Genomic DNA, 13,499 nt, shown 5'->3' with positions numbered 1-13,499 from the left:
GGGGGTCAATTCGGGGCGTATATTAATGAAACGAGCGCGGGGTCGGCCTCGATCAGGCGTCTTTGCGCCGCCAATTCCCGCTCGATGCGCCGGGCCAGGTCCGGCCAGGCGGCCGAGGCCGTGACCGGCAGCAAGGCGGGCGAGGTTTCAATCCACGCCACATCGCGCCAGCCCAGATCAATGGCGGTGCCGATCAGTTCGATGGCGCGCTGTGTATGGCCGGCAGACGCTTCCACTTCGGCGAGTCGGATGCGCAGATCCGGCCAGCTGGCACCGTCCTGCAGCGCCTCATCCAGCCAGTCCTGTGTCAGCGTATCGGCCTGTGAACCGGACGCGTCCAGCATGGCACGTTCGGGCAGGGCGGCTTCCCCGGCCCGTTCGAACCAGGGGCGGGCCCGGTCTGTATCCCCCAACCGCCAATAAGCCAGACCCGCCAATCGCTGAAGGCGCGGCGTGTCCTGCAGGGCGGGGCCAGCTTGCTGAAAGCGTTCCAGGGCATTGGCCGGCCGGCCCTGGCGCATATCCGTGTGCATGCGTTCGGCCAGGACCACGGCTTCCCCGGCACCGGCGGTGAGGGCGCGATCCCACCAGGCCGCCGCGGCCGGATGTTCGACCAGGTCGAGACAGACCGCGATCTGCAGCGGGCCATAGAGTGTGGGCGGTCCGGCTTCCAGCGCACGGGCTTCCAGCTGCAGGGCGGCGTGCAGACGGCCGCGCACGCGCAGGAGATAGGCGGCCGAGGACAGGGCAGCGGCATCGCGCGGATCGAGCGTATAGGCCTGGGTGTAGGCGCTGAGCGCATCGTCCAGCTGTCCGCGGGCATCCAGAGCATAGGCGAGGGCGTGCCAGGCCGATCCTTGCCCCGTATCCTCGGCGAGCAGGGAACGGGCGAGCGCTTCGGCGCGGCTGACATCATCATCCTGCCCGGAAAATTTCGTGGCCCGTGTGGTCAGGGCAAAGCTGAGGCTGAGCCGGGCTCCGGCATGATCGGGATGGGTCGCCAGGATGCCGTCCAGCAAGTCGATGGCCGTGTCGGTGTCGGCCGGGCGGTGTAGTTCCAGCAGATTGCGCGCGCGTTGCAGGGGCAGGCTGGTATCGATCGTGTCCGTTGCGGTGGCGGGCGCTTCGGCTGCCTCAAACAGGTCCAGGCGGGGCAGGATCAGCGCCGCGCCAGCGATCACGACAGCCAGCGCTCCGGCCAGGCTGAAGGCTTTCACCATCCGGCCTTGCAGTGGGATGGCTGGTCCCTCAGCGACAGGCGGCATCCAGGCATAGCCGGAATTGCGAACCGTGCGGATATAGCGCGGCTGGCGCGCCCCATCACCCAGCGCCTTGCGCAGGAGGGCGACACGCTGGGCGATCGTCTCCTCGCTGACCGAAGCCTGATTCCAGACTTGTCTCGCCATGGCATGCATGTCCATGGCCTCGCCGGGCTGGCGGGCGAGCGCGACGAGCAGGTCAAAACTGAGGTCGGAAATGTCCAGCGGCATGCCGCCGCGCCAGACGATGCGGCGATTGAGGTCAATCCGCAGATCGCCGCTCTTCAGACTGCCCTGTCTGGCCGGGTCAGCCGGTGTTTCCGGGGTCTCATTCATGTGTCTTCAGGCCGTTTCAGAATTCTTCAAGTGATCCCGGACCGGCCTTGGGGCCAGTTTGGCGTGTGTTTCACACCCCGACATCACACGAGGAAACCCAAGCTCATGTCCATGATCAAGCCCGTCCTGCTCGCCGGTTCGGTTTTTCTTCTGCCCGTCACGCCAGCACCGGCCTGGAGCCAGTCGCTCGACTGGTCCGAAGAGAGCAGCCTTGCCGTCAGCCAGGCTGTCGAAGCCGACACCTATGGCACGGTGACCAGCCTGCTCGTCCTGTCGGGCGGGGAGCCGGTCTATGAGGCCTACTTCCAGGACACTGATGCGACCACGCTGCACGACACGCGTTCGGTCACCAAGACGGTGACGTCCATGGCGGTCGGCGCGGCCATCGCGGACGGGGCCCTGGCGCTGGACAGCCCGGTCGCCGACTTCTTCCCCGAACTCATGCCCTTCGCCAATCCCGACCCACGCAAATTCGAGGTGACGGTGGAGGATCTTCTAACCATGAGTGGTCCGCTGGAGTGCAATGACTGGAACGAGTTTTCCCGCGGCAATGAGGAGCGCATGTATCTGGTCGAGAATTGGAGCGCTTTCTTCTGGGATTTGCCGGTGCGGGGCTTTCCCGCCTGGCAGACCCCACCGGAAGACAGCCCCTATGGCCGCGCCTTCTCCTATTGCACGGCCGGAGTCCAATTGCTGGGCGAGGTCGTGGCCCGGGCTACGGGCGAAGCCTTCACCGACTACGCCGAACGCCGCATCCTGATGCCGCTGGGCATCGATGCGCTGGAATGGGCGATGAATGGCCAAGGCCAGGCCCATATGGGCGGCGGGCTGCGCCTGACGACACAGGCTCTGGGCGCCCTGGGTGAACTCTATCGCCGCGACGGCGCGGATATCCTGCCGCAGGACTGGGTTGAGGCCTCACTGGCCCATCACGCCGCCATCCCGGACACGCCGGGCTGGGAATACGGCTATCTGTGGTGGCTGATGCCCTATGAGGTGGACGGGCAGCGTTTCTGGGCGGCCGCGATGACCGGCAATGGCGGCAATCGCGTGATGATCCTGCCCGATTTCGGCGTGACCCTGGTTTTCACCAATACCGACTTCAACACACGCCAGATGCACCAGAATGCCCAGGCCTTCTTCGAGACCGAGATCGTGGCGCGCTTGCAGGCCGGCAATTGATGTTCCGGGGACGGGGCTGGATCGCTTGTTCCGGCCCCGCATTCGCGCTGTAATTGCCGCAAGAGGGTCGCCGGAGGGTTGGGTGAACGGGATGGATCAAACAGGGCTGGTCCTGATGGACGGCCCCACTGTGACGGGGCTGGGCGGGTTTGTATTCCCGACCCGGATGGTGGTGATCCGGCTCGCGAATGACCGGCTTTGGGTCTGGTCACCGATTGCCCTGGACGCAGCCACCAAACAGGCCGTCGACGCCCTGGGCCTGGTCTCCGATATCATCGCGCCGAATTCGCTGCACGATCTCGCCCTGACCGACTGGCATGCGGCCTATCCGTCTGCACGGCTGCATGCCGCGCCGGGGCTGGCGAAGAAACGCCTGGATCTCGATTTCGCCACCACTTTATCCGACGCGTCTGACCCGGCCTGGGCTGGCGAGATCGACCAGGTCGTTGTGCCGGGCAATGCCATCACCACGGAAGTCGTCTTCTTCCACCGCGCCAGCGGCACGGTGATTGTCACCGATCTGCTGCAAGAATTCCCGCCAGACTGGTTCACCGGCTGGCGCCGCTGGATCGCCCGGTGGGACGGGATGACCCGGCACACCCTGTCCGTCCCCAACAAGTTCCGACTTGCCTTCACCGACAAACCCGCCGCCCGCCCGGCCATGGCCCGCATTCGGGAGTGGCCGTGCGAACAACTGGTCGTGGCCCATGGCCCGGTCGTGCATGAGGACGCGCAGGCGGTTCTGGACCAGGCGTTTGCGTGGTTGGGGTAGGGGCGCAGGATCCGTCCACTCTCTCCACATTTGATTTCCCGATTGGGTTTTCTTCCGAAGTTTGAGCGCGCTAAGCTTGCATGCGGACGGATTGCGGCGTGAGCGGAGCGGTTTTTTGGGGGCACTGAGTACAATATTGACCGGGTTGGCGACGGGTGCGGCTGGTGTGTCCGGTCCGTTAGTCGTTGCTGCCGTCGCTGGAGCAATTGGTGATGATGTTGCCAAACGGCTGGCCCAGAAGGCGGGCTCAGACTGGCAAGCGTTGGCTGACCCTGCGGCAGTCCCTGCCAACCATTTCCTGCTCAAAGCTATCAGGCAAGCAAGGCTTGAGGCGACGAGGCGCGTCCTTTTGCAGAGCGCCCAAGACCTGAAGGATGGCGTGGCGGGTTCTCCCGTTCTTATGCGTATTTCAACCTGGCTGGATGCACAGTTGAAATGTGACCCGGACAAGATTTTGGACGGGCGGGCCGAGCTGCCCAGAACACGTCTCAAGGATGTGACCGCAGGAGTTCTGGCCGACAATGTGCGGAAATCGGTTCAGTTCTCGGAATTCATCGGATCCTGGTTCACGCCTGCCGAACAATCCGGGGCCGAAAAGGACTTGTTCTGCGACGCAGATCGCCTGGCGCTGTTGGCGATCGAATTGCTCGATTTTTCAGATGCTCGGCAGACCGCGCTTGTGAACGCAGGGAGTGATTTTGGTCTCGTCGTGGAGGAGGCGCGCGGCACCTTCATTGCCTCTATGCAAGACACGGTGTTTGGCGAGTTGGTGGCGGCCACAGCGTCTGACGACACCAATTGGGATAGCGAAATGCCGGCGCGCTTCGTGGCGCAATTCCGATCCGAGACAGAAGGATTTTGGCCGACCTTCAAATCCTTGGTTCAGAATAAGCGTCAGAACGAAGCTTCATTCCGTCACAAGCTTGACGCCATGATCCTGGCGGAAACGCATCAAGGGGTCGCTTACCTGATCGAGGTGAGTGAACGCGACAGGGCAGAGAATGTGCGGCTCCGGCAGTCTATCGAGCGGATGCTTGATAAGCCTGCGAAGGGGATCAGTGAGGATCAGGCTCGAGGCATATTGAGAGCGCTCAGTCTGTGGCCTGAATTGCCGCACGAGGCACTGGAAACCGCTTTTTTTGGACAAGCCGAAGCTCTGGTGGACCTTACTGCAGCGCTGCAAGATCCGAGTAACTCCATTCCTGCTGATTTGTTGTCCATTCGAGATCGCGCGTTGGAGCGTGTGCAGGAAGGTGATGTGGAAGGTGCCGATGAGGCTCTTGCCGAGTTGGATGCGGCACAGATGCAAATCGTCGAACGAACGCGGGTAGCGCGAAATCGACAAGTGGCGGCGGCAAACGAAGCAAAAGAGGCCGAGCGCCTCGAAACCATCACGGCAGCGCAGTTCAAGGCCCGAAGGGCGGAGGCCGCACGTGCGCGCGGTGCCTTAATGGAGGCGGCTGATCACTACGCGGCTGCGGCGGACCTCGTGCAGGGCTTTGATCTGGAAGCCATGGCGCAATATCGCTTCTCCGAAGGCGATGTGAGCGATGATTATGGAAAATTGATGCCTGGCTTGGCGGCCCACGCCCGCGCTATTAAGGCGTTTGAGGCGGCGTTGCAGGTCTACACGCAAGCCGACATGCCGGCTGACGTGGCAGCGACGCAGAATAATCTGGGTATTGCGTTGCGAATCCTCGGGGATCGACAGGGCGGAGAGGCGGGCGCGAGAGCGCTGGAGCAAGCTGTTGAGGCTTTTGAGGCGGCCTTGGAGGTCTATACGCATGCCGACATGCCGAAAGACTGGGCAGCGACGCAGAACAATCTCGGAACTGCGTTACGAAGCCTCGGGGATCGACAGGGCGGAGAGGCAGGCGCGAGAGCGCTGGGGCAAGCTGTTGAGGCTTTTGAGGCGGCCTTGGAGGTCTATGAGCAAGCCGACATGCCGACTCAGTGGGCGATGACGCAGAACAATCTGGGCATTGCATTGCGAAGCCTTGGGGATCAGCAGGGCGGTGAGGCGGGCGCGAGAGCGGCGGGGCAATCTGTTGAGGCGTATGAGGCGGCCTTGCAGGTTTTTAAGCAAGCCGACATGCCAGCCGACTGGGCAACGGCGCAAAATAACCTGGGCGCCGCGTTGTACCGTCTTGGAGAGTGGCAGAGCGGTGAGGTGGGCGCCAAAGCGTTGGGTCGAGCTGTTGAGGCGTTTGAAGCGGCCTTGCAGGTGAGAACTCAAGCGGACATGCCAGCTCAGTGGGCGATGACGCAAATCAACTTGGGTAATGCGCTCACCCGCCTTGGGGAGCGGCAAGGCGGCGAGGCCGGCACGAGAGCGCTGGGGCAAGCCGTTGAGGCGTATGAGGCGACCTTGCAGGTCTATAAGCAAGCCGACATGCCAGCCGGCTGGGCAACGGTGCAAAACAATCTGGGAAACACGCTTCGAAGCCTTGGGGATCGGCAAGGCGGTGAGGCGGGCACGAGAGCGTTGGAACAAGCTGCTGAAGCATTTGAGGCCGCTTTGCAGGTCTATAAACAAGCCGATATGCCGGCTCAGTGGGCGATGACTCAAAACAATCTGGGTATCGCGCTGTCCAGCCTTGGGGAGCGGCAGGGCGGGGAGGCGGGCGTGAGATCGTTGCGCCAAGCTATAGGGGCGTTGGAGGAGGCACTGCAGGTGCGAACTCAAGCCGACATGCCGGCTCATTGGGCGACAACGCAAAACAATCTGGGTATCGCGCTGTCCAGCCTTGGGGAGCGGCAGGGCGGGGAAATCGGCGCGAGAGCGCTGGGGCAAGCTGTTGTGGCGTTTGAGGCGGCTTTGCAGGTAAGAACCCCAACCGACATGCCGGTTCTGTGGGCGATGACGCAAGAGAATATTGGCCTTTGCCGGGAGGCGATGGCGGACGCAGAAGGTTTCGATGCTCGTGACCAACTCGACTTGGCCGTCCAGGCCTTTGAAAATTCGCTGCTCGTCTACACCTCAGAACACATGCCCTACGACTATGGCACCGCGACCAAATCCCTCACCCGAGTCCGCGCCAAACTCGCCGCCCTCGACGCCCCCTCCGACACCCCCCAATTGTGACAATTCCATCAAGTCGCGCCTTGGGCCCTTGCCACCCCGTCGAATCCATTCTATTGCCGCGCCGCAAGCAGCAGAGAGGAGTCTCCCATGGAGATTCGCGAAGGTCTCACCTTCGATGACGTGCTCTTGCAACCGGGCCCGTCCGAAGTTCTTCCCGCCGATGCCATTGTGTCCACACATGTGGCTCCCGATGTCGGGCTGAACATTCCCATCATGGCCGCCGCCATGGATACCGTCTCCGAAGCCGGCATGGCGATCGCCATGGCGCAGGCCGGAGGGCTGGCCGTCATCCACCGCAATCTGACCATCGCCGAACAGGCCGAGGAAGTGCGCCGGGTGAAGCGGTTCGAGAGCGGCATGGTGGTCAATCCGGTGACGATCGCACCGGATGCGACCCTGGCCGAACTTCGGGCCCTGATCGCACAGCACAAGATTTCCGGCATTCCGGTGGTCGAAGGCGCCACGCCGGCCAAGCCGGGCAAGCTGGTCGGCATCATCACCAATCGTGATGTGCGCTTTGCCGACGACCCGAACGAGAAGGTCGGCAATCTGATGACGCGCGACGTGGTCACGGTGCGCGAGGGGGCGCCGGCCGAGGAGGCGCGCGCCAAACTGCACAAGCACCGGATCGAACGCGTCCTGGTGGTGGATGAGGATGACCGCTGCATCGGCCTCATCACGGTGAAGGACATGGAGAAGGCCCAGGCCCACCCCATGGCCGCCAAGGACAGCCAGGGCCGTCTGCGCTGCGCGGCCGCCTCCACGGTCGGCGATAGCGGGTTTGAACGCGCTGAAGCCCTGATGGATGCCGGTGTCGACGTGATCGTGATCGATACGGCGCACGGCCAGTCCCAATCCGTGCTCGACCAGGTCACCCGCGTGAAGAAGGCCTCCAATGCCGCCCGCGTCGTGGCCGGCAATGTCGCCACCTATGACGGTGCCAAGGCGCTGATCGATGCGGGGGCGGATTGCGTGAAAGTGGGGATCGGGCCGGGCTCGATCTGCACCACGCGCATTGTCGCCGGTGTCGGCGTGCCGCAGCTGACGGCCATCATGGATGCCCGCCGCGCCGCGGAAGGCTCCGATGCCTGCATCATCGCCGATGGCGGGATCAAATTCTCCGGTGACATGGCCAAGGCCATTGCCGCGGGCGCTGACTGCATCATGGTCGGTTCGCTGCTGGCCGGTACGGAAGAAGCCCCGGGCGAGGTCTTCCTCTACCAGGGCCGCTCCTACAAATCCTATCGCGGCATGGGCTCGCTGGGCGCCATGGCGGCCGGCTCGGCCGACCGCTATTTCCAGAAGGATACCGAGCGCATGAAGCTCGTGCCGGAAGGGATTGAGGGTCAGGTGCCCTACAAAGGGCCGGTCGGACCGATCCTGCACCAGCTGGTCGGCGGTTTGCGCGCGGCCATGGGCTATACCGGTTCCCGTACGATCGCCGATCTGCACCAGCGCGCGCAATTCGTCCGCATCACCAATGCGGGCCTGCGCGAGAGCCATGTGCATGATGTGAAGATCACGCGCGAAGCGCCGAACTACCCGACCACCAGCTAAAAGCGCCGCCGGGACAAGCCTCTATCCGCGTATGGAGGCCATGTCCCGGCGTCGTCTTGCGCGGTAGGGGCCGATTTCTAGTCTCGCGGACTTTCCCAACGGAGTGTGTGATGTCTGAAGCTCTTCTCTATCCGGTCCTGGCGCAAATCGCGCTGACCTTCGCCCTTCTGTTCACGACGGCGGGGATGCGCTTTGCCTCTGTGTCGTCCGGCAAGGTGAAGGTGGGTGATATCGTGCTGGGCCAGAAGGCCTGGCCGGTGAAGGTCCAGCAATTCTCCAATGCGTTCCAGAACCAGCTGGAAACGCCGATCCTCTTCTATGCCGGTATCCTCTTCGCCATGACGTTGAACGCGGCCGGTCCGATCCTGATGATGCTGGCCTGGACCTGGTTCGGCCTGCGCGTCGTGCATGCGGGCATCCACATCACCTCCAATAATCTGCGCCTGCGCTTCCTGGCCTTCGGTGCCAGCGTGATCGCGCTGCTGGCCTTCTGGGTGGTGCTGGCGGTTGAGGTGGTCAGCCGATGATGAATGAGCAGCCTGCTCTCGATCTGGACCAGGACATCCTCTTCCTGCTGACCGGTCAGTGGGACGATGCCGATGGCGGGCCCTGGCTGTGCGCCGATTGCTGCACGATGGAAGGCGCGCTTCTGGTCAATCCGCACTGGATGAAATCCATCCGCGTCGTGCGCATCGACGCACCGCGTCCGCGCCCGGAGATCGTCGCCCTGCTGGATGAAGACCACCAGAATGCCCCGACCCTGATCCTGGCGGCCGGCACGACCGCGCACCAGGATCCGGAAGCCGAGGTGAACGGGCTGCGGATCTATACCAATCCCAAAACCATTTGCCGCCAGCTTGCCGCCTGCTATGGCGGTGCCCAGCCGAAATAGGTGTTTTCCTCCCCATGTGTGGGGAGGGGGGCCGCGCAGCGGTGGAGGGGCGCGCGAAGCGCGTGTTTCGTGCTATCGCCTGCCGAGATCATTCGCCGCTGATGCGGCGCCCCATCGACCCGATGCTCCGCATCGGCCCACTTCCCCATGAGACGGGGAAGAAAGAGGACCCCGCACCATGAGAGACGGCGCCCGCATTGCTGCAGCCATCGAAATCCTCGACACACTGACCCGCCAGAACCAGCCGGTGAAAGACGCCGTGCGCGACTGGGGCAAGGCGCACCGTTTCGCCGGTTCGGGCGATCGCGCCTGGATCGGCGGTCTGGTCTTGGACGCGCTGCGCCATCAATCCTCCACCGCTTTTGCCATGGAAGATGACAGTGCCCGCGCCCTGGCGCTGGGTACGGTCGGCCGGGTCTGGGGCCTGGAAGCAGACGCGATCGACGCCTTGTTCGAGGGCGATGACCACGCGCCGGAAAAGCTCACCGAGGCGGAGCGGGCAGGGCTGGCGCGGGACATTTCCGATGCGCCGCTGCATATCCGCGCCGACGTGCCGGAATGGCTGGAAGCGAGCCTGTTGCGCGCCTTCGGCGAGGCGGCTGCCGATGAGGGCCGGGCCCTCTCTTCGCGGGCTCCGGTGGATCTGAGGGTGAATGAAGCCAAGGTCGATTTCGATAAGGCTTTCAAGGAAGTAAGTTCAAAACTGAAAGCGGCCGAGAAAAGCCGACTCGTCAGCTCGGGTATTCGGATTCCGCAGCGGGATCCGCGTGGCAAGGCTGCGGCCGCCGAGGCCATTCCCGCCTATGGCAAGGGCTGGGTCGAGGTGCAGGACATCGGATCGCAGCTGGCAGCCCTGGCTTCCGGCGTGGTTCCGGGCCAGCAAGTGCTTGATTATTGTGCCGGAGCGGGCGGCAAGACGCTCGCCCTGTCAGCCCTTCTGGTGAATACCGGACAAGTCCATGCCTGGGATATCGACTGGCGCCGCCTGCGCGCCATCTGGCCCCGCCTCAAGCGCGCCGATGCGCGCAATGTCCAGGTCAAGGATGGCAATGAAGACAAGGCCTTGTCTGATCTTGTTGAGAAAATGGATGTGGTCTTCTGCGACGCGCCCTGCACCGGAACCGGCACCTGGCGCCGCCGTCCGGACGCGAAATGGCGTCTTAAGCCGACCGCGCTGGCCAAGCGGATCGAGGAACAGAACACCGTGCTGGATCGCGCCCAGCACTATGTGAAGCCGGGCGGGCGTCTGGTCTATGTCACCTGCTCCGTCCTGCCGGAAGAGAATGAGGACCGGGTCGGCGACTTCCTGGCGAAGTCCGCCGTGTTCAAATCCGTGCCCGTGCTCGACGTGATCGAAGCCACCGGCCAGCTGCCCGAGGGCGGCCGCGAAATCCTGGAAACCTGCGTCGGCCTCCACGGCGCCCTCCAGCTCTCCCCGGGACGCACCGATACGGACGGGTTCTACATCTGCGTGATGGAGCGGGTGGGGTGAGTGCCAAGGAAGTCCGGATTCAGCGTGCGCCAGTTTGGCGCGCTTTGATGGTTCCTTGTGGCTTGTTTTTTATTGCCGTGGGAGCACTGGCCGGAGTTTGGATACAACAGGCTGAAAGAGGGCTCGTATTTCTCGCCAGCATGTTCTTCATTGCCACCGGCTGGTATGCCGCACACGCAATTTCGTTGGCTGTCTATCGCTCCAAAGACCGAACAGTATTGAAATTTGACTCCGATGGGTTCGACGAGATTGGCATCCTTCGACGGCGCCGGGTCCATTGGTCTGATTGTTCGGACTTCAGTCTCTGGGCCATGGGTGGGTCCCGCATGATCGTTTTTGATAATGAGACGGCTTCATCGGGCGTTTATCGGCGTTTGACCCGTTGGCTTTGCAAGCGGAATGACTGGCTCGGTGTGCCTCTGCCGGAACCTCTCGATGAGTTGGTGCAAAGCATGAATGCGATGCGCCAGGATTTTGTGACGCATTCAAGTCGCTCTTCGAACGCTTAGAGCCTATCCATCCACATCGCGCATCAGCAGCATGTCTTTCACGCGGTACTCGCGGTCGGGAGTGAAGCCGCATTCAACCGTGCTCGTCTTCGGGTTTCGCCAAGTGCCGAAGATCAGGTCCCAAAGCGGTAGACCGTAATTCGAACGATGCTGGTGTCTTTCGTGATGCAGGCGATGCATTTCCGGGCGTTGCAGGATGAAACCCAGCCACCAGGGTGTTCGCTGATCGGCATGGGCGACCAGATTGAACAGAGCCACCCAGCAAAGCACGAGTGCCGCCACCTCCGGGCCGACGCCGAATATCCAATAGGCGACGAGACCGTTGATCATGCTGGCGAGAAAGCTATCGAGTGGATGCACGTAAAATGCCGTCAGGGCCTCAATGCGCGACGGGCTGTGATGGAGCTGATGAATGCAGCGCCACAGCGTGTCCGAGGCATGGGTCAGGCGGTGCCAGCCATAGGCGAACAGGCTGGCCGTCAAGAAAACGATCAGGGCTTGCGCCAGCCACGGGATGTTGTCCGCAAGAGGCAGAATGGCGTGCTCGCTGATGGGCGCTTCGAACAGCCAGCCGGCGAGTATGACAACCCCGAGATTGGCTGCATTCAGCGCGCCGGCAATGATTCTCCATCGCTTGTCACAGCTGGCCCCTGAAGCGGGCGCTATGACCTCTCGCGTGAAAATGATCGTGAAGAGCGCAGCGGTGAAGAAAAGGACCAACATGAAGCGACGATGGAAGGCTTCTGTTCAGCGCGCAATAGCGAACAAGGTCGCACTTAACGCCGGATCGTCTTCCTGAGCCGTTTGCGCCGTTCGGCCGGCGTTTCCGGCTCGCCATAGCCGAGCATGTCCAGCAATTGCCGTGTCTGCGGTGCGACGAGGGCGTCCAGATCCACGCCCGAGCCAACACGGCGCTGGGTGAGGGGTTTGTTGATCAGGGGCAGGCTGTCGCGTTCCAGGCCTTTCAGCTCGATCGGATAGCCGGCGAAGTGGACGAGCGTCCGCTCATAGTCGAGATCCAGGAATTCACACACGGCGGTCAGCGTCGCCTTGGGACGGCGCACGAGTTCCTCATAAGGCACGCGCAGAACGCGGCCCGGCAGGGCGCGTTCCGCCTTCAGTCCGATTGTGACCAGATCGCTCCAGTATTTCAGCGCCGCGTCCGGACGACTGACATGGGGGAAGGGCGTGCCATTGGCGTCTTTCCAGTCGCGCTCCATCAGGGAGGTGGCGACATCGCGGCCATCGCGCACAACATGGATAAAGCGCGCTTCGGGAAGGAGGCGGCCCAATTGTTCGAACACGGCGACATTGAGCGCGGTCTTCTCGATCAGGACATGATCGGGAAAGCGCGAGAGCGGCGTGTCGAACAGGCCGGTGAGGAGTTCCGCCATGGCGCGGCGCATATCCTCGGCCTGCAGATCGAAATCGCGCGCGTGCAGATCACCCAGCTGGCTGGCAAAGGCCTGCCATTGCATGGCGATGGAGGGCGGCAGGCCGGTATCGGGGCCGCACTCGATCTTGCTGTGCGGGCTGAGCATGCGGCGCAGCAGGGTCAGGCCGGAGCGCGGACAGCCGCCGGCAAAGACAATGCGGGCGCCCTGGGTGTCGGCGGGTTTCATGGCCTCGGCGGTCTCCGCCTCAGACATAGCCCAAGGCCTCCAGCACCGGCCCGGCCTCATGCTCCACCTGGCGGATCTGTCCCGGTGTCAGGTCGCGCTGCCAGCGGCCGATGGCCGTTTTGTCGATCGGCTGGGAGACGCGCTCGGCAGAGCTTTCCGCCTGACCGGCCGCGCGGTCGAAATGCCGGACGTGATCGAGGGCCCGTGCCAGGGCGGCCTCATCCTCGCCCAGCCGGTCGAACAAATGCCCGATCTCGGCCTGGGGATCGCTGGCGAGGCGTTCATAGCGCAGCTCGATGAAGCCGGGATCATCCGCCAGCTTGCGGCCGGCCTCGACGCTTTGCACCCAGAGCCGGGCGGCCGCTGTGGCATCGCGCGTGATGGCCATAGGCTGGCCGGTGCGGGCATCGGTCCAGTCCATCGACAGGAGCGAGGCCACGACATCGCGGCCATCGCGCACAACGGCGATCAGCGGACTGTCGGGAAACAGGCGGCGCAGGCGCGGGAAGTGGAGGATGTTGGCCGGGGTCTTTTCTGCCACGCGCGCACCGGTTTTGTGGTGCAGCGGGGTGAGGAGGCGGTCGATCGTGCGGGCAAAGCGGTCGTGCAGGGCCTGGGCATCGAGCCCGTAATTGGCCTCCAGCACATCCAGATGCCCGTCCTCGATCTGCTGGTTGAGATGGCAGAGCGCGGGAATGACGCGCATTTCCGGTCCGCAGACAATATTGCGGCTGGCATTGACGATCGCGCGCAGCAAAGTGGTCCCTGAACGGGGCGCTCCACCGATGAAAAT

12 protein-coding genes are annotated in these 13,499 nt (G+C 63.3%); 8 read left to right on the top strand and 4 right to left on the bottom strand.

The window, feature by feature from the left end; translation table 11 throughout:
- Nucleotides 1-5: 5 nt before the first annotated feature.
- Entirely contained in the window at nt 6-1,595 is a 1,590-nt protein-coding gene (locus tag I0K07_RS11665) for a winged helix-turn-helix domain-containing protein (protein WP_203293591.1), read from the bottom strand.
- 105 nt (nt 1,596-1,700) lie between these two features.
- On the opposite strand from I0K07_RS11665, the gene I0K07_RS11660 reads away from it, so the two are divergent.
- The 8 genes from I0K07_RS11660 (at nt 1,701) to I0K07_RS11625 (ending at nt 11,084) form a co-directional block, all read left to right on the top strand.
- Nucleotides 1,701-2,777: a serine hydrolase domain-containing protein gene (locus tag I0K07_RS11660; RefSeq protein WP_203293590.1), complete on the top strand. Its 1,077-nt coding sequence runs from the start codon at nt 1,701-1,703 to the stop codon at nt 2,775-2,777.
- A gap of 91 nt (nt 2,778-2,868) precedes the next feature.
- Nucleotides 2,869-3,549 carry a DUF4336 domain-containing protein gene (locus I0K07_RS11655; RefSeq protein WP_203293588.1) on the top strand — a complete coding sequence of 227 codons (681 nt, stop codon included), beginning with the start codon at nt 2,869-2,871 and terminating at the stop codon, nt 3,547-3,549.
- A gap of 136 nt (nt 3,550-3,685) precedes the next feature.
- Complete coding sequence (locus tag I0K07_RS11650; RefSeq protein ID WP_203293586.1) at nt 3,686-6,634, top strand: tetratricopeptide repeat protein; 2,949 nt, start codon at nt 3,686-3,688, stop codon at nt 6,632-6,634.
- Nucleotides 6,635-6,721: 87 nt separating this feature from the next.
- Nucleotides 6,722-8,191: an IMP dehydrogenase gene (gene guaB / locus I0K07_RS11645; RefSeq protein ID WP_203293584.1), complete on the top strand. Its 1,470-nt coding sequence runs from the start codon at nt 6,722-6,724 to the stop codon at nt 8,189-8,191.
- Nucleotides 8,192-8,301: 110 nt separating this feature from the next.
- The gene (locus I0K07_RS11640) at nt 8,302-8,718 is read left to right on the top strand and encodes an MAPEG family protein (RefSeq protein ID WP_203293582.1); all 417 of its coding nucleotides are present in this window, start codon (nt 8,302-8,304) and stop codon (nt 8,716-8,718) included.
- Complete coding sequence (locus tag I0K07_RS11635; RefSeq protein ID WP_203293580.1) at nt 8,715-9,083, top strand: DUF3088 family protein; 369 nt, start codon at nt 8,715-8,717, stop codon at nt 9,081-9,083. The genes I0K07_RS11640 and I0K07_RS11635 overlap by 4 nt, the downstream gene beginning before the upstream one ends.
- A 178-nt stretch (nt 9,084-9,261) precedes the next feature.
- Complete coding sequence (locus I0K07_RS11630) at nt 9,262-10,575, top strand: RsmB/NOP family class I SAM-dependent RNA methyltransferase (RefSeq protein ID WP_203293578.1); 1,314 nt, start codon at nt 9,262-9,264, stop codon at nt 10,573-10,575.
- Nucleotides 10,572-11,084 carry a hypothetical protein gene (locus I0K07_RS11625; RefSeq protein WP_203293576.1) on the top strand — a complete coding sequence of 171 codons (513 nt, stop codon included), beginning with the start codon at nt 10,572-10,574 and terminating at the stop codon, nt 11,082-11,084. Before I0K07_RS11630 ends, I0K07_RS11625 begins: the two co-directional genes overlap by 4 nt.
- Before the next feature lie 3 nt (nt 11,085-11,087).
- Here the strand turns inward: I0K07_RS11625 and I0K07_RS11620 are convergent, their stop codons facing one another.
- Genes I0K07_RS11620 through I0K07_RS11610 form a run of 3 tightly spaced genes read right to left on the bottom strand, consistent with a single transcriptional unit; the run spans nt 11,088 to nt 13,463 of the window.
- Nucleotides 11,088-11,807 (bottom strand): sterol desaturase family protein, encoded by a 720-nt coding sequence (locus I0K07_RS11620; protein ID WP_203293574.1) that lies wholly within the window; start codon nt 11,805-11,807, stop codon nt 11,088-11,090.
- A gap of 53 nt (nt 11,808-11,860) precedes the next feature.
- Nucleotides 11,861-12,733: a sulfotransferase family protein gene (locus I0K07_RS11615; RefSeq protein ID WP_203293572.1), complete on the bottom strand. Its 873-nt coding sequence runs from the start codon at nt 12,731-12,733 to the stop codon at nt 11,861-11,863.
- Complete coding sequence (locus I0K07_RS11610; protein WP_203293570.1) at nt 12,726-13,463, bottom strand: sulfotransferase family protein; 738 nt, start codon at nt 13,461-13,463, stop codon at nt 12,726-12,728. The genes I0K07_RS11615 and I0K07_RS11610 overlap by 8 nt, the downstream gene beginning before the upstream one ends.
- Nucleotides 13,464-13,499: the final 36 nt, after the last annotated feature.

This window comes from Maricaulis parjimensis (genome assembly GCF_016817355.1).
Lineage (GTDB): Bacteria > Pseudomonadota > Alphaproteobacteria > Caulobacterales > Maricaulaceae > Maricaulis > Maricaulis parjimensis.
This window is presented reverse-complemented; position numbering and strand designations above follow the sequence as displayed.

Coding starts and splice junctions, on each gene's coding strand:
- I0K07_RS11665 (WP_203293591.1), bottom strand. CDS start 1,595: ATGAATGAGACCCCGGAAACACCGGCTGACCCGGCCAGACAGGGCAGT.
- I0K07_RS11660 (WP_203293590.1), top strand. CDS start 1,701: ATGTCCATGATCAAGCCCGTCCTGCTCGCCGGTTCGGTTTTTCTTCTG.
- I0K07_RS11655 (WP_203293588.1), top strand. CDS start 2,869: ATGGATCAAACAGGGCTGGTCCTGATGGACGGCCCCACTGTGACGGGG.
- guaB (WP_203293584.1), top strand. CDS start 6,722: ATGGAGATTCGCGAAGGTCTCACCTTCGATGACGTGCTCTTGCAACCG.
- I0K07_RS11640 (WP_203293582.1), top strand. CDS start 8,302: ATGTCTGAAGCTCTTCTCTATCCGGTCCTGGCGCAAATCGCGCTGACC.
- I0K07_RS11635 (WP_203293580.1), top strand. CDS start 8,715: ATGATGAATGAGCAGCCTGCTCTCGATCTGGACCAGGACATCCTCTTC.
- I0K07_RS11630 (WP_203293578.1), top strand. CDS start 9,262: ATGAGAGACGGCGCCCGCATTGCTGCAGCCATCGAAATCCTCGACACA.
- I0K07_RS11620 (WP_203293574.1), bottom strand. CDS start 11,807: ATGTTGGTCCTTTTCTTCACCGCTGCGCTCTTCACGATCATTTTCACG.
- I0K07_RS11615 (WP_203293572.1), bottom strand. CDS start 12,733: ATGTCTGAGGCGGAGACCGCCGAGGCCATGAAACCCGCCGACACCCAG.